The sequence below is a fragment of the Stenotrophomonas sp. genome (assembly GCF_032099025.1).
Taxonomy (GTDB): Bacteria; Pseudomonadota; Gammaproteobacteria; order Xanthomonadales; family Xanthomonadaceae; genus Stenotrophomonas.
In genome coordinates this window covers 1-15,232 of record NZ_DAMCID010000010.1, presented here as the reverse complement: position 1 = coordinate 15,232, position 15,232 = coordinate 1, and the positions used below count along the sequence as shown (strand labels likewise).

The following is a 15,232-nucleotide window of genomic DNA, read 5'->3' as shown; positions in this document are numbered from 1 at the left end:
CGCCCCTGAGGGCGTCGCGACCAGCCACCCGGAACGCCGGGGCGTACCGATCATGATTCGCGTTCCCTCATCTTTCCTGGGGACGCGCTACAGTGCCGGCGTTTTCACGCTGCAGGAGCACGGTCATGAAGGGCGACGCCAAGGTCATCGAATTCCTCAACAAGGTCCTCTACAACGAGCTGACCGCGATCAACCAGTACTTCCTGCACGCCAAGATGCTGAAGAACTGGGGTCTGAAGGAACTTGCCGAACACGAGTACAAGGAATCGATCGAGGAGATGAAGCACGCCGACGTGCTGTCCGATCGCATTCTGTTCCTTGAGGGACTGCCGAACTTCCAGGCGCTGGGCAAGCTGCGCATCGGCGAGAACCCCCTCGAGATCCTGCAGTGCGACCTGGCGCTGGAGCGCGAGGGCGTGGTGACGCTGCGCGAGGCCGTGGCCTACGCCGACTCGATTGCGGATTACGTCAGCCGCCAGCTGTTCGTGAAGATCCTCGAGAACGAGGAAGAGCACATCGACTGGCTGGAAACCCAGCTTGAGCTGATCGAACGCATCGGCGAGCCGAACTACCTGCTCACCAAGCTGGAAGAGTGAGTTACTGCGGCGCGGTGGCGCGCACGCCGGCCTGGTAGCCGGCCAGCGCCAACCGCGCACGTGCGTACTCGGCGATCAGCAGCGCCACCGCTACGGCCGGGCGCTCCAGCGTGCCCGCGCGTGCGTCGTGTTCGATCCGGCGCGCCGCCAGCGACAACGCGACCGCACCGACATTGGCACTGGCCGATTTGAGGCTGTGCGCCAACGCGCGCAGCTGGTCCAGGTCCGCCGCGACCGAGGCATCCTGCATCTGCCGGATCAGCACCGGCGTGTCTTCCAGGAACACGGCGATGATGTTCGCGGTCTCCGCGCCGATCACGTCCTGCAGCTCATCCAGCACGCCCGTATCGAGCACGATGGAGACGGTTTCCTCATTGCCGTCGTCCATCACCACCGGCGGCAGCGGCGGTGGCCGCGGCGTGCGCTGCTGCAGCGCGGGCGCGCGGTGGGCGGCGGCCGCGTTGTCTTCCATCTTGAACTGCCAGCGCAGCAGGCAGGCCTGCAGCGATTCGCGGTTGACCGGTTTGGACAGGTAGTCATCCATGCCAGCCTGCAGGCAGCGCTCGCGGTCGCCGGCCATCGCGTTGGCGGTCATCGCCACGATCGGCAGGCGCGAGCCGCCGCGGCTGGCCTCCGCCTCACGCCAGCGGCGCGTGGCGGTGTAGCCGTCCAGCACCGGCATCTGGCAGTCCATCAGCACCAGGTCGAAACGCTGCGCCTGCATCTCCTGCAGGCCCTGCTCGCCGTCGGTGGCGGTGGTGACGGTGCAGCCCAGTACCTGCAGCAGGCGCTGCGCCACCAGCAGGTTGACGCTGTTGTCTTCGACCAGCAGCAGGCGCAGGCCAAGCTGCGGGGCCTCCACCGGCCCACTGTGTGCGTCCACGCTGGCCAGCAGCGGCGCGGGTCGCGCGCTGGCGACGACCGGGCGCAGCAGGGCGTGCAGGTCGGCGTCGCCGGCCTGGCGTGGCAGCCGGTGGGCGTTCTGTTCCAGCAGCGCGGCCAGCGGCTCGTCGCCCTGCAGCCAGAGCAGGCGCGGGCTTGGGCTGCGCGGATCGTGCAGCACCGCGCGGTGCAGGGCGGTGGCACCGTGGCGCAGCGCGTGCGTATCGGCGATCACCCAGACCAGGTCGGGCTCGACGCCCGGGCGCACCGGCGCACGCAGGATGTCCAGCGCGGACGATGCGCTGTCCACCGTGTGCAGGCGGATGTCGTGGTGCTGCAGCACACGCTGCAGGCGCTGTACCAGCAGCGGGTCTTCGCTGACCAGCAGCGCGCGGGTGGTGATCGGCGCCGTGGGCAGGTCGCCGGCCACCTTGAGCAGCGGGATTTCGAACCAGAACGTGGACCCGTGGCGCGGGGTCGAACTGACCCCGATGTTGCCGTGCATGAGGTCGATGATGCGCTTGCAGATGGCCAGGCCCAGGCCGGTGCCGCCGTAGATGCGGGTCGTGGAGGCGTCGGCCTGGCTGAAGGACTGGAACAGGCGCGCCTGCAGGCTGCCGTCGATGCCGATGCCGGTGTCGATCACTTCGAAACGCAGCTGGTGCTCGGTGGCCGTCTCGCCCTGGCGGGTGACGCGGAGGCGGATCTGGCCACGTTCGGTGAACTTGATCGCGTTCACCAGCAGGTTGCCCAGCACCTGGCGCAGCCGCACCGGATCGCCGCGCACCGACAGCCGGACCGCCGGGTCGAGCTCTAGCGACACCGCCAGGCCCTTGGCCTCGGCACTGCGCTGCATCAGCTGGACCAGGCCCTCGAGCAGCTCGCGCAGGTTGAAGGTGGTGATCTCCAGGTCCAGGCCCTTGGCCTCCAGACGGGAGTAATCGAGGATGTCGTCGACGATCCGCAGCAGCTGCTGCGAACTGACCGTGGCGGTCTGCAGCATCTGCCGCTGGTCGGTGCCGAGCTGGCCGCCTGCGATCAGGTCGAGCATCGGCAGGATGCCGTTGAGCGGGGTGCGGATCTCGTGGCTCATCGTGGCCAGGAACTCGCCCTTGGCCAGGGCAGCGGCCTCGGCGGCCTGCTTGGCCTGCAGCAGCTCCTGTTCCAGCATGTCCTGTTGCTGCACGGCGCGTTGCAGGTGATCGCGTTCGCCGGCCAGCGCTTCGCTGCGTCGCTGCAGCAGGGCCAGGCGGGCCTGCAGCTCGCGCCAGCGGCTCACGCCGACGAGGGTGGCGACCACTCCGACCGTAGCGGTGCCGACGGCAATGGCGGTCCACGGACCGTTGGCGCCGGCCAGTGCCATGGCGCTGGAGGTGGCCGCAAGCGCGGCCGTGATCGCCGCCAGCCACAGCGTGAAGGGAACCCGTCCGTGGGCCGCCATGTTCAGAGCACCGCGGTATGGAAGTCGAAGTTCAGTTCGCTCCCGGCGGACTGCACCATGTTGCCCTGGATGAAGTCCACGCCGCCCATCCACATCGCGGCCGCCGCCTGCGGATCCTCGATCTGTTGGCCGATGATGAGCGCGCCCGCGCGGTGTGCCGCGTCGATCGCGCCGCGCAGCTCATCGCGGGTCTGCTGGTTGGCGTGGCTGCTTGAGAACCGCGCGGCCATGCGCACGAACGCCAGCGGCAGCTGACCGAGCAGTGCATTGGCTTCGGCCCCCGGTTCGAACTGGCTCAGGCAGAAGCGGACGCCCGCCGCGCTCATGCGCGTGCAGAACTGCTGCAGGGTGACGGTGTGGATCAGCGCGTCCGGCAGGCGCACATCGATGACCAGCGCGCTGCCCGGCAGTCCGCGCTGCTGCAGGGTTTCCAGCAGCCAGTCGGCAAAGGCATCGCGGGCCAGCGTGCGCAGCGACTGCGACACGAACAGACTCAGCGGCTGGGTGGCGTGCTGGTACAGGTCGAGCAGGCCGAGAGCGTGGTCCAGGACCTGCTGGTCGAGGTCGGCGATGCGGCCGGCGGCTTCGGCCGCAGGAATGACCTGGCCTGCGTTGAGCACGCTGCCATCGGCCTGGCGCAGGCGCAGCAGCACCTGGTACTGCGCGGTGTTGCCACCGGCCACGGCGACGATCGGCTGGTAGGCCGGCTCCAGCTGTCCTTCCAGCAGCGCCAGGTGTTCCTGCGCGGCAACCTCTTCGCGATGCACGTGCGCGGCCACGCCGGAGGACAGCAGGCGCGCCTGCAGCGTGGTGCGCTCAACCGCCTCCAACGCCGTGCCGGCATCGCCGAACCCGCCCGACAGCCGGGCATGGCCCACCACGCCGCGCAGGTGCACCGATTCCTCATCGCGGATCACGAAGGCGCGCGCCGACAGCTGGTCGCGCAGGTTGTGCGCGACCGCGTCCAGCGACTCCTCGTCGACGCCGCGGGCGAGCACCAGGAAGCTGTTGTCGTTCAACCGCGCCAGCAGGTGGGGATGCGCGGTCTCGGCCAGGCGCTGCGCGGCCTGGACCATCAGCCGTTCAAACGCGGCATACCCGTAGCGTTCGCGCAGGCCAAGCGCGCTGGCCACTTCGATGAAGAACAGGCCGCCGTGGTCGCGGTGCGCCAGCGACGCGGTCAGCTGCTGCATCACGTGGTGGCGGGTGGGCAGGCCGGTCTCGGGGTTGTTCATGGCCGGCGCGCCGTGCGCACCCTGCTGGGTGGCCGCCTGGGCGCGGGCGCGACGGATCCGGTTGGACACCGCCGCGATCAGGTGGCGTGGGCGGATCGGCTTGCTCAGGAAATCGTCGGCGCCGCTGTCGAGCACCTCGAACTGACGCTCCGGGTCCGGATCGCCGCTGAGGAAGACAATCGGCAGCAGCTGCTGGCCCGGCTGCTGGCGGATCAGCGCAGTCAGCCGCATGCCATCCAGGCCGGGCAGGTGCAGGTCCATCAGGATCAGGTCGGGGCGGTGTTCGTTGATGACCTGCTGCACGCCCTCGGCTTCGCTGTGCACGATGGCTTCCATGCCGGCGCCATGCAGCACGCTCTGCGCGAACAGTGCCTGTGAGCGGTCATCCTCGACGATCAGCACGCGGTACGGCGCGTCACTGCCCAGCGGCAGCGGCGCGGCGTCGTCCTGCCACTGCGCCGGGGGCAGCTGTGGCGGCAAGGGCATGGGCGCGGCGACCGCCGCAGCCGTATTGAGCGGCACCACATTGCTGGGCGCCGCCGCGGCAACGGGCGCAGTCGGATCGACCCAACGCTGCCAGTGGTCGGCGGGCGGGGTCTCGGCGCGGGTGGCGCGGGCGGATGCAACAGCGTTGTCGTGAACGGCCATCAGTACTCCCAGTCTGCGGCGCAATTATGCGGCAGGTCGCGACCGTTGGTCGTGACCCGCACTGCCTTTACGGCGTTACGGTGGCAAGGCATCGCGGTCGGGCAGGGCCCCCGCCTTGCCCGCCGGCTGCCGCAACAACCAGCGCATGCCTTTCCACAGCGTGCGCCAGACCAGCCAGACCACCAGCGCGCCGACCAGGCTGCAGGCCACCACCAGCACCAGCGCGATCCAGGGGTGCGCCAGCGCCAGCGCCAGGCCGCCTACCACCACGGTGTCCTCGGCGGCCGAGGCCACCCAGTTGCTGGCGGGTTCGGGCGACGTGTTGAGCAGGGCACGGGTACCGGACTTCAATCCGTGGCTGGCCAGCGCCACCCCGGCGCCGGCAGCCAGCGCGGTGCCGCTCAGCTCACCATTGGGTGACAGCGTGGCGGCCGCCAGGAAGGCGCCCGCCGGAACACGGGCCAGGGTCTGCACCAGGTCCCAGGCCGAGTCCACGCCGGGAATCTTGTCGGCGAAGAATTCGGTAATGGCCAGCGCCGCCGAGGTGCCCAGCACCCACCAGGACTCGGTGGCCTGCAGCGCGGGCGGCAGCTCGACCCAGCCCAGCAGCCCGGCCAGGCCGACCCCGAACACGGTGAGGTACACGCGGATGCCCGCCAGCCAGGCCAGCAGGATGCCAATCACGAACAGGTGGGCCTCGGTCATGGCAGGCGCTCCGGCGACAAAGTGTGCACAGGCCCACACTATCGGGGATGGCGTCCATGAACGCTACTGCCCGGCAGGCCCTCCGGGGCGAAAAATGTGCCAACCCTGACTTACACTAGCCAGTCGCTCGTTCCGACAGGGCCGTGTCGGTATCGTCCAGAGGACGCTGCCGCGGAAATCGCCATGAACAACCCGACACCTTCCCGGATCCAGATCCGCCGTCCCGGCACGCCGGCCGCGCCCGATCGCCGCCGCCTGCTGATCCTGGGCGGCGTGTGGCTGGCCACGCTGGTCCTGGCGGTGCTGCTCGGCCGGTGGCTGGGCAGCCCCGGTGGCGACGTCGGTCGTGAGCTGGATGCGGCCGAAGCGCGCGGCGACACCCTGCAGAAGCAGGTCGTCGAGCTGCAGCAGCGGCAGGCCACCCTGCAGGCCTCCGACCGGATCAGCCGCGCCGCCAACAACGAGGTGCAGAGTTCGCTGAGCGAGCGCGACGAGGAGATCGCCGGCCTGCGCGCCGACGTGGCCTTCTATGAGCGGCTGGTGGGGGCCACCAGCCAGCGCAAGGGCCTGAACACCCATTCCATCGAGTTCTCGCCGGAAGCCGGCGGCACCTGGCAGTACGCCGTGGTGCTGACCCAGAACCTCAACCGGGGGGCAATCAGCCAAGGCCAGATGCGCTTCACGGTCGAGGGCGTCAAAGGTGGCAAGTTGACTTCGGTCAGCTGGGACGAGCTGCACCAGCGCACCAAGGTGCCGGGCCAGGAATATTCCTTCCGGTACTTCCAGCAGCTCACCGGCAGCGTCATGCTGCCCAAGGACTTCACCCCGCAACGTGTGCGGGTCACGCTGGGATCCGGTGCGGGGGGCGCCACCCAGGTATTCGATTGGAAGCAGGCCGGAGCACCGGCTGCAGCAACGGCAAAAGAAGGGGAGTAAGCCCATGTTTGGCAGCAATAAATCCAATCGCGACGGTCATCTGGTCGTGGACGCGCTCATTGGCGCGCAGGTGGTGATCCGGGGCGACGTGGAATTCAGCGGCGGCCTGTACGTGGAAGGCACGATCCTGGGCAAGGTGATTGCCCAGGAGGGCGCGGCCAATGCCACCCTGACCCTTGCCGAGCAGGGGGCGATCGAGGGAGAGATCCGCGCCCAGGTGGTGGTCATCAGTGGCCGCCTGGACGGCGATGTGCATGCGACCGAGCGGGTTGAACTGACCCCGACCGCGCGGGTCAACGGCAACATCCACTACCAGGTGGTGGAGATGAACGCCGGCGCCCAGCTGACCGGCCGCCTGATCCACGGCGCGGCCCAGATGGCGCTGCCGCCGCCGGCCGAGGATGCCGCCGCCAGCGGCAAGGACGGCAAGGACGGCAAGGACGGCAACGCGCGCAAGAAGCTTGCCGACGCCATGGCCTGAACGCCCGACGCTTGAAAGCGTGCCCATGCACCCCCATGCTGGGGGCATGAGCACGCTTGTTTCCCTGCCCGGCGCCCCTGTCGCCGCGCCGAACTACCAGTCGTTGGACCGTCCCCTCAATTTCACCGAGGCCGCTGCGGCCAAGGTCAAGGAACTGATCCAGGACGAGGCCAGTACCTCGCTTGCGCTGCGCGTGTATATCCAGGGCGGCGGCTGTTCGGGCTTCCAGTACGGCTTCGAGTTCGACGAGAACCGCGCCGAGGATGACCTGGCCGTGGACACCAGCGGGGTCACCCTGCTGGTCGATCCGCTCAGCCTGCAGTACCTGATGGGTGCCGAGGTGGACTACACCGAGAGTCTGACCGGTGCGCAGTTCGTGATCCGCAATCCGAACGCGAAGACCACCTGCGGTTGCGGCAGCAGTTTCAGCATGTAACCGGCACGGCGGCGTTTCTCACGGGCGCTGCCGCTTGCTACTGCCGATGAATGTGGGCAGGCTTCGGGGATGTCCAGATTTCCCCTGCCGCTGAGCGGTTTCGCCTTCACCACCGATCCCCTTGAACGCGCCGACACGCTGCGCGATGACGCCGAGGCGTTGTTGCACCTGTGGCCGCAGGCGCATGTGCTGGTCCTTGATCCGGACGGCCGCGCGCTGGCCGGCGAGGACGGCCAGCCGCTGGCCTTGACCGGCGAACAGCTGGGCGGGGGGCCGGGCACGGCCATCTTCCTGGGCCTGCGTGGCCCGCAGGCGTGGTTCTCGATTGAATCCGGCGCCATCGACGTCAGCGCCCCGCAGCGCGTGGACCTGCGCGAGTCGGCCAGCACCTGGTCGGCCGCCGATGCCAGCGCGTTCTGCTATGCACGCGGCATGTCGTACTGGCAATCGCGCACGCGCTTCTGTGGTGTCTGCGGCGGTGCGGTGACCTTCACCCGGGGTGGCTTCATCGGCCGCTGCGGGCAGTGCAACATCGAGCACTACCCGCGCGTCGATCCGGCGGTGATCGTGGCGGTGGAGAACAATGGCCGGCTGCTGCTCGGGCGACAGGCGAACTGGGCCCCGCGCCGCTACTCGGTGCTGGCCGGCTTCGTCGAACCCGGTGAGTCGCTGGAACAGACCGTGGTGCGCGAGGTCTTCGAAGAGAGCAAGGTGCGGGTCCGCGCCTGCCGTTACCTGGGCACCCAGCCGTGGCCGTTCCCCGGTGCGTTGATGCTCGGCTTCAGCGCCACCGCCGAGGACGATGTTCCCACGGTGGACGGTGAGCTGGAGGACGCGCGCTGGTTCACAGCCGACGAAGTGGGCGCGGCGCTGGCCCGCGACGTCGACGATGACGGGATCGGCATCCGCCTGTCCCCGCCGATCTCGATTTCACGCAGTCTGATCGAACACTGGTACCGCAGCCAGATGGGCTGAGCGGTACGCCGTGTTGCCGCTGCCTGAACACGGGGCGGCATACATTACCTACGGCCCGGGGAATTGCCGGGCCGCAAGGCATAGTAGCCGCCAGAAACCGAGCCGGAGGCATTCATGTTCACCACCCTCGTCGCCGTGCTGGTCGCCCTGGCCCTGGGCCATGTGGCGCCTGCCGCAGCGGTGACGCTGCGCCGGTTCGGTGTGTACCGCCGCTGGCTGCAGTGGCTGGATGCACACGCCGCCGAGAACGGCTTTTGGGGCGGGCGCCAGGGTTGGGTGCTGGCGGTGCTGCCGTTCGTGCTGCTGCTGGCGTTGCTGCAGTGGGGTCTGCACGACCGCCTGTTTGGGCTTCCCTCCCTGCTGCTGGGCATCGCCACGCTGGTGATCTGCTGGGGTCCGCGCGACCTGGACCGTGACGTGGAGGCGGTGATCGACGCCGACGATGCGCCGGCCCGCCATGTGGCTATTGCGCACCTGCAGTCCGCAGGCGGGAGCCTGCATGAGGATGTGCCGTCACTGGTGGAGGCGACCGTGCTCAATGCGCTGCGGCGCTGGTTCGCGGTGCTGTTCTGGTTCCTGTTGCTGGGCCCGGTCGGGGCGCTGGCGTACCGCCTGCTCGCGCTGCTGGCAGTCGGCCCGATGCGTTCGCTGGCCAGTGTGGAAGCCGTGGCAGGCGCGCGCGTGGTGCTGTCCTGGCTGGAGTGGCCGGTGGCGCAGCTGATGTCATTGTCGATGGCGCTGGTGGGCAACTTCGATACGGCCTACAAGGCCTGGCGCGAAGCGCACGGCAATCGCTGGGCGGCATCGACGGTGTTTCTTGGCGCGGTGGCACGAGCCAGCGTCAGTGCCGAACTGCGTGAAGACGCGCACGATTACAGCGACGCGGGCATGGTGCCGGTGTGGCGGCGCCTGCCGGAGCTCCGCGATGCAATGAGCCTGGTCTGGCGCATGCTGCTGCTGTGGATGGCCGCGCTGGCACTGCTTGTGATTGCCGGCTGGGTGACTTAAGGCGCCAACAACGCAAACGGCATCCACGGCAGGTTGCGCATGACCGCATAACCGACCAGCAGCACCAGCCAGAACGTGGGGTTGGCCAATACGCGCATCACCGGGTCCAGCGCACGCATGCGCAGGCCGGCGTTGTTGAGCAGCATCAGCAGCAGGAACGGCAGCGAGATGACCAGCAGCGGGTTCATCGCCATCGCGCCGGCCCAATCCAGGTGCACCAGCGAATACAGGCAGCGCGTGCTGCCGCAGCCAGGGCAGTACAGCCCGGTCAGCGCATACAACGGGCAGCCCGGGAGCGGGCTGTTGCTGGCGTAGGGGCTGACATGGCGCAGCACCACGGCCGCGCCGGCGGCCAGGCCGGCACTGATGGCCAGTGGCGCCCAGCGCGCCAGGGTGGTGCGGGAAGGCATCTTCATGACGGCAGAACGGCCCGGGCCGGATACCCCGCAGGGGCACCGGACCGGGCCGTCCAAGCGGCGATCAGTAGCTGCTGCCGCCCATCGCGCCGCCAACGCCCATCACCACGACCAGGATGATGTACAGCACCAGGGCAGCGACACCGATGCCGGCGGACCAGATGGCCCACTTCTTGGCGTTGGCCGAGGATTCCTGCGCACCGGCGATATCACCGGCGGCCAGCTTGCCGTTGACCTGGGCGGCATACACGATCGACACGATGCCCGCCGGCAGGCAGCAGAACAGGGTGGTCAGGATGGCCCAGACGAGATTGTTGGGGACTTGCGGGGCAGTGGCGTTCATGGGTGAAGCTCCATTTTCTTGGGTGGGTTGAACGAAGGGTGTTTCAAAGGTCGGAAAGAGCGCCCAGCGCGGCAATGCCGCCGAACAGACCGAACCACAACAGCAGCAGTACCGGCACGGCCAGGGCCGATGCCAACGCCCACCCCGCTGCCTTGCGCGACGATTCGTATGCGCCTGCCAGGTCGCCCGCCGCACGGCGGCCATCGACCTGCGAGGCATACACGATGGACACCACGCCCATCGGCAGGCAGCAGAACAGCGTCGTCAGGATCGCCCACACAAGGTGGTTCGGTACGACGACAGCCGATGGAGAATGCGGCGGCGGGTGATTCACGTACTGCTCCATTCCATTGGTTGTCCCTCGGCATCGCCAAAAGCCGAGTGACACCCCCTATGGCGGGTAATTTACCCGATGTTGCATCGGGATGTATGCGTTTACATGGCCGGGGCGATTGATTTGTTCCATGCGGGTGCGAACGGCTGCGCCCCCTGACGCCTCAGCCGCGGTCGCCGCGCAGTGCACGCACCTGGGCTTCCAGACCCTCGGCGGTGGCCGTGGCGCCGTCGACCGGGGGTCCCGCCATCACTTCGATGTGCGCACGCATGCGGCGCGGCACGCGCATGCGGCCCAGCCGGCTGTCGCGCCGGCTCCACATGCTGGCCCACATGCCGCGCAGCGCCATCGGCACCACCGGAACGGGGCGGCGCTCGAGAATCTTCTCCACGCCGGACTTGAAGGCGGCCATCTCGCCGTCGCGGGTCAGCGCGCCTTCGGGGAAGATGCAGACCAGCTCGCCCTCGGCCAGCGCCTTGTCCACCTCATCGAATGCGGCCTGCATCAGCGCCGGGTTCTCGCGTGCGCCGGCGATCGGGATCGCCTTGGCGGTGCGGAAGATCCAGCGCATGACCGGGATGTTGAAGATCTTGTAGTACATGACGAAGCGCACCGGGCGCGGAATCGTCGCCGACAGGATCAGTGCATCCATGTAGCTGACGTGGTTGCACACGATCAGGGCGGCGCCCTCGTCGGGCACGTTGGCCTCGATCCCGTGCGGGCGCAGGCGGTACAGCGCCCGCACCATCACCCAGCTGAGGAACCGCATCAGGAATTCGGGGACGATGGTGAAGATGTAGATCGCCACCACCGCATTTGCGATCGCCAGTGCCAGGAACAGCTGCGGGATGGTCCAGTGCAGGAACTTCTGCGTGACCAGCGCGATCATCGCCGCGGCCACGATGAAGCCGGAGTTCTGGATGTTGAGCGCGGCAAACACGCGCGACATTTCCGACCTGGGCGTGCGGCTCTGGATCAGCGCGAACAGCGGCACCACGAAGAAGCCGGTGAACAGGCCGATGCCCACAAGATCGATGATGATGCGCACGCTGCCCGGCGCGGCAACGAAGGCCGCCACGCTCAGCCCGGCGCTGGTCGCTGTCCCGGCGCGGGCGAAGTACAGGTCCAGCATGAAGGCGGTCATGCCGAACGCGCCCAGCGGCACCAGCCCGATCTCGACGGTACGCCCGGACAGCTTCTCGCACAGCAGCGAACCCACGCCGGTGCCGACCGAGAACAGTGCCAGCGCGAAGATGTACAGCGTGGGCTCGCCGCCAAGATTGACCACCGCATAGGTGGGCAGCTGCGAGGTCAGCATGGTGCCGACGAACCAGAACCAGGACACGCCGAGGATGGCGTTGCTCACGGCCTTCTGCTTCTTGGCCAGGCGCAGCACGGCCAGCGATTCCGGAATGGGGTTCCAGTTGATCTTGAGGTCCGGCGCGCCGGCATCCACCTTGGGGATCATGCGCGCGGTGACGTTGCCGGCGATGGCCAGCGCGATCACGGCCGTGGCCGCGACCACCGGGCCGAAGCTGCCGGCGAGGGTGAAGATGATGCCGCCGCTGATCATGCCGGTCAGGATCGACATCGAGGTGCCCATCTCGACCAGGCCGTTGCCGCCGGTGAGCTCTTCGGGCTTGAGCACCGAGGGCAGCACCGAATACTTGACCGGCCCGAACAGGGTGGATTGCAACCCGGTGCAGAACAGCGCCACCAGCAGGACCGGCATGCTCTGGGTGAGGAAGCCGACCGCAGCCAGCGTCATGATCGCGATCTCCATGGTCGTGGTGATCACGATCAGGCGCGATTTTTCCAGTTTTTCGGCGATCTGCCCGGCCAGGGCGGAGAACAGGAAGTACGGCAGGATGAAGATCGCCGGTGCCAGCGTGGTGTACAGCGACTGTTCTTCCTGGCTGACGCCGAGGTAGAACAGCAGGCCGATGATGGCCTGGCGGTACACGTTGTCGTTGAACGCGCCCAGGGACTGGACGATGAAGAACGGCAGGAAACGGCGTTGGCGGAGCAGGGCGAACTGACTGTGGCCGGACATGGAAACTCCTTGCGAACCGGCGCAGCCTACCATGAGGCAATCGGCGATCAGGCCAACGTACGTGCGGCTTCATTGGCGGCGGCGCGCAGCTTGGGCAGCAGGCGCAGCATCAGGCCCATCTGGGTGCGGATCAGCTGCAGCTTCGGGGGCATGTCGTCGGGAATCTGTTCAAGCTGCTCGGCAAGCGCACGGTCGGCCTCGTTGCCATCCTCGGCCACCGGTTCACGCTGCTCCAGGGCCGTGGCGATCTGCTGCATGGCCTGCTGCACGCGTTCGCCACCGGAGCGGGCCAGCGGGTCCTGGGCGTAGCTGTCCAGCTGTGCACGATGGGCGCCCAGCGCGGACAGGTGGCCGAGCAGGGTGTTGGACAGGGCCAGGAAGCGGAACCCGGCATCCAGGTTGCGGCGCACGTGGCCGGGCTCGCGCAGCATGTTGGACAGGGCGGTGGACAGGGCCACGTCGGCGTTGTGCATGTCGCGCCGTGCGATGCGGTAGGCCAGGTCGTCCTGCATGCCGCTGCCGTATTGGCCGAGCACGGCCTGCAGGTAACCGGCGCAGCGCTCGAGCACGCGCGCCATCACCAGGTTCAGGCGCCGTCCCTGCCAGTCGGGCAGGATCAGGAACGCGGCCGCGGCGGCGATGGCGCAGCCGATCAGGGTATCCACCAGGCGCGGCCAGATCAGCAGGAAGCCATCGCCGATGAGGTTGAAGCAGGTCAGCGCCATGACGGTGATGGCGGCCGAGGCGACCAGGTAGCGGTCGTTGCGGGTGAAGAAGAACAGCAGGGCCGACAGCAGGGCGATCAGCAGTTCGATGCGCAGGTCCTGGAACAGCTGCATCAGCGCCCAGGTCAGCACCAGGCCGATCAGGGTGCCGGCAATCCGTTGCGCCAGGCGCTGGCGGGTGGCGCCGAAGTTGGGGCGGCACACGAACACGATGGTGAGCAGCACCCAGGAGCCGTTCTGGGTGTTGAACAGGCGGATGGCGGCGAACCCGACCACCAGCGCCAGCGCCATGCGCAGGCCGTGGCGGAACAGCACCGAGCCGGGCGTGAGCTGCTGGCGGATGCGTACACCCATTTCGCGCAGGGTGTGCGGGTTGGTATCGCGAAGGCGGGTGTCGACGTTGTCCAGGGTGGATTCGGACTGGGCGGCCTCCGACAGCCTGCGCTCGATGCTCTGCAGGTTGTGGCCCAGCAGTTCCAGCGAGGACAGCAGGCGCTGCCATTGGGGGTTGTGCTGGGCACGCAGCCAGGTGAGCGAGTCGGTCAGGTCGGCGGTGGCCTGGCGGGTGCGATCGCCGTACTGGAAGGGGCGGCGCAGGCGGATGGCGGTGCCGAGGTTGGCGCACGCTTCGCCCTGCAGGGCCAGCAGCCGCTGGCAGCGATAGAGGACGTCGCTGTGGAAGAAGGCTTCGGTGAGCGCGCCGTAGGGGTAGTGCGAGGAGCTGGCGCGCTCGTGGAAGTCCTGGGCCATGTAGTACAGGCGCAGGTACAGGCCGGACTGCACGCCGGGCCGGCCGGATCGGCCGAAGCGGGCGAGGATGGCGGTCTTGGCGATGTTGAGGGCTTCGACCACGCGACGGTTCTGTTCGGCCAAGGCGAGCTGGCGCTGCTGCACATCGGCTTCGCGCACCGGTTCGAACAGGTCGGCCTTGAGCTGCAGGTAGCGGCCCAGTTCAACGAACAGGCGCGCGATGCGCTCGCGCACGGGGCGGTTGGCGAACAGGGCGGTCCAGAGAATGGAAAGCAGGCCATACCAGAGCGCGCCGGCCAGCAGGTGGCTGACGGCATTGAGTGCCTGGGCCCGGTCGGCGGCGCCGTGTTGTTCCAGGCCGATCATGGTGTAGATGGCGAGGGTGACGGTGGCCTGGGCGATGGAGGCGTAGCGTTCGCCCAGGGCACCGAGCAGGGTCAGGCCGAAGGTGGACAGTGCCAGTGCGGCGATGAACAGCCAGGGCCAGGCGAACAATTCGACCACAGCGGCAGCGGCGGCCACGAAGCACAGCAGCGAGAGCGCAACGGACTTGGTGCGGCCCCACCAGTTGTCGTCGGTTTCGGCGATGGCGCTGGCGATGATGCCCAAGAACACGCCAGGCAGCGCGGGCAGCTGGTCGAGGTGCCAACACAGGCCCATTGCGACAGAGAGCGCGATGAACACCCGCAGGCCATAGCTGGCCTTTTCATGTGCCCACAGGCGACTCAGGCGGGATTCTCGGGCGGACATGCGGACTCGCAGGGCGGTGACGCCTCATTATTGCGTCATAGCAGTGAAGCCGACATAGCCGGTTGGTAGTGCCGGCCGCTGGCCGGCTCCTCATGTGCACTGTCGCAGGTGCGAGGAGCCGGCCAGCGGCCGGCATACCGTTGGTCGTTACGGCAACGGCAACCGCAACGGCCTTGGTCTGCGAACGGTCCTGGTTTGGGTCGGCGGGTGTGGCTTTGCGGGACACGCCGTGAATCCCGCTCCGCGGTCCGGCCCAGCCGCTGGCGGCTGTGCGTTCAGTCGTACACGAGGCAGTGCCTCGTAAGCGTACGCCTTCACCCATGGAGGCTTGTAGAAAACTTGCTCGTGTACGCAATCCTGCGTACACGGCAAGGCCTGGGTTGGGCGTCCTGCCCAACCCGCCCGGCGCATGCGCCGGGCCCATGTTTTCTACAGTCCCGCAAATCCACCCCCGCCGACCCTTCGACAATGTGCCGGCGGCCATGGAAAGCCGTAGAGCCAGGCCCTGCCTGGCTGCT

The 15,232-nt window shown here is 68.1% G+C and carries 13 protein-coding genes and 1 pseudogene; 6 read left to right on the top strand and 8 right to left on the bottom strand.

Going from position 1 to position 15,232, the window contains the following annotated elements; translation table 11 throughout:
- Positions 1-125 precede the first annotated feature (125 nt).
- Entirely contained in the window at positions 126-596 is a 471-nt protein-coding gene (gene bfr / locus RT456_RS08840) for a bacterioferritin (protein ID WP_313345308.1), read from the top strand.
- Between the two features lies 1 nt (position 597).
- On the opposite strand, the gene RT456_RS08835 is transcribed toward bfr, so the two are convergent.
- The 3 genes from RT456_RS08835 to RT456_RS08825 form a co-directional block, all read right to left on the bottom strand.
- The gene (locus RT456_RS08835; protein ID WP_313345306.1) at positions 598-2,919 is read right to left on the bottom strand and encodes an ATP-binding protein; all 2,322 of its coding nucleotides are present in this window, start codon (positions 2,917-2,919) and stop codon (positions 598-600) included.
- 2 nt (positions 2,920-2,921) lie between these two features.
- A complete protein-coding gene (locus RT456_RS08830; RefSeq protein ID WP_313345304.1) occupies positions 2,922-4,802 on the bottom strand; it encodes an EAL domain-containing protein in 1,881 nt (626 codons plus the stop codon).
- Positions 4,803-4,877: 75 nt separating this feature from the next.
- The gene (locus tag RT456_RS08825) at positions 4,878-5,507 is read right to left on the bottom strand and encodes a DUF4126 domain-containing protein (RefSeq protein WP_313345301.1); all 630 of its coding nucleotides are present in this window, start codon (positions 5,505-5,507) and stop codon (positions 4,878-4,880) included.
- Between the two features lie 183 nt (positions 5,508-5,690).
- Here RT456_RS08825 and RT456_RS08820 point away from each other — a divergent pair, with 183 nt between their 5' ends.
- The 5 genes and pseudogenes from RT456_RS08820 (at position 5,691) to ampE (ending at position 9,343) form a co-directional block, all read left to right on the top strand.
- Positions 5,691-6,443 carry a DUF6776 family protein gene (locus RT456_RS08820; protein WP_313345298.1) on the top strand — a complete coding sequence of 251 codons (753 nt, stop codon included), beginning with the start codon at positions 5,691-5,693 and terminating at the stop codon, positions 6,441-6,443.
- Between the two features lie 4 nt (positions 6,444-6,447).
- Positions 6,448-6,813, top strand: a pseudogene (locus RT456_RS08815) (polymer-forming cytoskeletal protein); the annotation flags it as partial.
- Between the two features lie 157 nt (positions 6,814-6,970).
- Positions 6,971-7,360 carry an iron-sulfur cluster insertion protein ErpA gene (gene erpA, locus RT456_RS08810; protein WP_313345295.1) on the top strand — a complete coding sequence of 130 codons (390 nt, stop codon included), beginning with the start codon at positions 6,971-6,973 and terminating at the stop codon, positions 7,358-7,360.
- 69 nt (positions 7,361-7,429) lie between these two features.
- A complete protein-coding gene (nudC, locus tag RT456_RS08805) occupies positions 7,430-8,335 on the top strand; it encodes an NAD(+) diphosphatase (protein WP_313345292.1) in 906 nt (301 codons plus the stop codon).
- Between the two features lie 114 nt (positions 8,336-8,449).
- Entirely contained in the window at positions 8,450-9,343 is an 894-nt protein-coding gene (gene ampE, locus RT456_RS08800; protein ID WP_313345289.1) for a regulatory signaling modulator protein AmpE, read from the top strand.
- Here ampE and RT456_RS08795 read toward each other — a convergent pair.
- The 5 genes from RT456_RS08795 to yccS all read right to left on the bottom strand — a co-directional run bounded on the left by RT456_RS08795 (position 9,340) and on the right by yccS (position 14,714).
- A complete protein-coding gene (locus tag RT456_RS08795) occupies positions 9,340-9,759 on the bottom strand; it encodes a DUF2752 domain-containing protein (RefSeq protein WP_313345287.1) in 420 nt (139 codons plus the stop codon). The genes ampE and RT456_RS08795 overlap by 4 nt on opposite strands.
- A 64-nt stretch (positions 9,760-9,823) precedes the next feature.
- The gene (locus RT456_RS08790) at positions 9,824-10,102 is read right to left on the bottom strand and encodes a CD225/dispanin family protein (protein WP_313345285.1); all 279 of its coding nucleotides are present in this window, start codon (positions 10,100-10,102) and stop codon (positions 9,824-9,826) included.
- 43 nt (positions 10,103-10,145) lie between these two features.
- Positions 10,146-10,436: a CD225/dispanin family protein gene (locus RT456_RS08785; protein WP_313345282.1), complete on the bottom strand. Its 291-nt coding sequence runs from the start codon at positions 10,434-10,436 to the stop codon at positions 10,146-10,148.
- A gap of 163 nt (positions 10,437-10,599) precedes the next feature.
- The gene (locus RT456_RS08780) at positions 10,600-12,489 is read right to left on the bottom strand and encodes an MFS transporter (RefSeq protein ID WP_313345279.1); all 1,890 of its coding nucleotides are present in this window, start codon (positions 12,487-12,489) and stop codon (positions 10,600-10,602) included.
- 47 nt (positions 12,490-12,536) lie between these two features.
- Positions 12,537-14,714 carry a YccS family putative transporter gene (gene yccS, locus RT456_RS08775; protein ID WP_313345276.1) on the bottom strand — a complete coding sequence of 726 codons (2,178 nt, stop codon included), beginning with the start codon at positions 14,712-14,714 and terminating at the stop codon, positions 12,537-12,539.
- Between the last annotated feature and the right edge of the window lie 518 nt (positions 14,715-15,232).

Coding starts and splice junctions, on each gene's coding strand:
- RT456_RS08835 (WP_313345306.1), bottom strand. CDS start 2,919: ATGGCGGCCCACGGACGGGTTCCCTTCACGCTGTGGCTGGCGGCGATC.
- RT456_RS08795 (WP_313345287.1), bottom strand. CDS start 9,759: ATGAAGATGCCTTCCCGCACCACCCTGGCGCGCTGGGCGCCACTGGCC.
- ampE (WP_313345289.1), top strand. CDS start 8,450: ATGTTCACCACCCTCGTCGCCGTGCTGGTCGCCCTGGCCCTGGGCCAT.
- RT456_RS08825 (WP_313345301.1), bottom strand. CDS start 5,507: ATGACCGAGGCCCACCTGTTCGTGATTGGCATCCTGCTGGCCTGGCTG.
- RT456_RS08820 (WP_313345298.1), top strand. CDS start 5,691: ATGAACAACCCGACACCTTCCCGGATCCAGATCCGCCGTCCCGGCACG.
- nudC (WP_313345292.1), top strand. CDS start 7,430: ATGTCCAGATTTCCCCTGCCGCTGAGCGGTTTCGCCTTCACCACCGAT.
- bfr (WP_313345308.1), top strand. CDS start 126: ATGAAGGGCGACGCCAAGGTCATCGAATTCCTCAACAAGGTCCTCTAC.
- erpA (WP_313345295.1), top strand. CDS start 6,971: ATGAGCACGCTTGTTTCCCTGCCCGGCGCCCCTGTCGCCGCGCCGAAC.
- RT456_RS08830 (WP_313345304.1), bottom strand. CDS start 4,802: ATGGCCGTTCACGACAACGCTGTTGCATCCGCCCGCGCCACCCGCGCC.
- RT456_RS08780 (WP_313345279.1), bottom strand. CDS start 12,489: ATGTCCGGCCACAGTCAGTTCGCCCTGCTCCGCCAACGCCGTTTCCTG.
- yccS (WP_313345276.1), bottom strand. CDS start 14,714: ATGTCCGCCCGAGAATCCCGCCTGAGTCGCCTGTGGGCACATGAAAAG.
- RT456_RS08790 (WP_313345285.1), bottom strand. CDS start 10,102: ATGAACGCCACTGCCCCGCAAGTCCCCAACAATCTCGTCTGGGCCATC.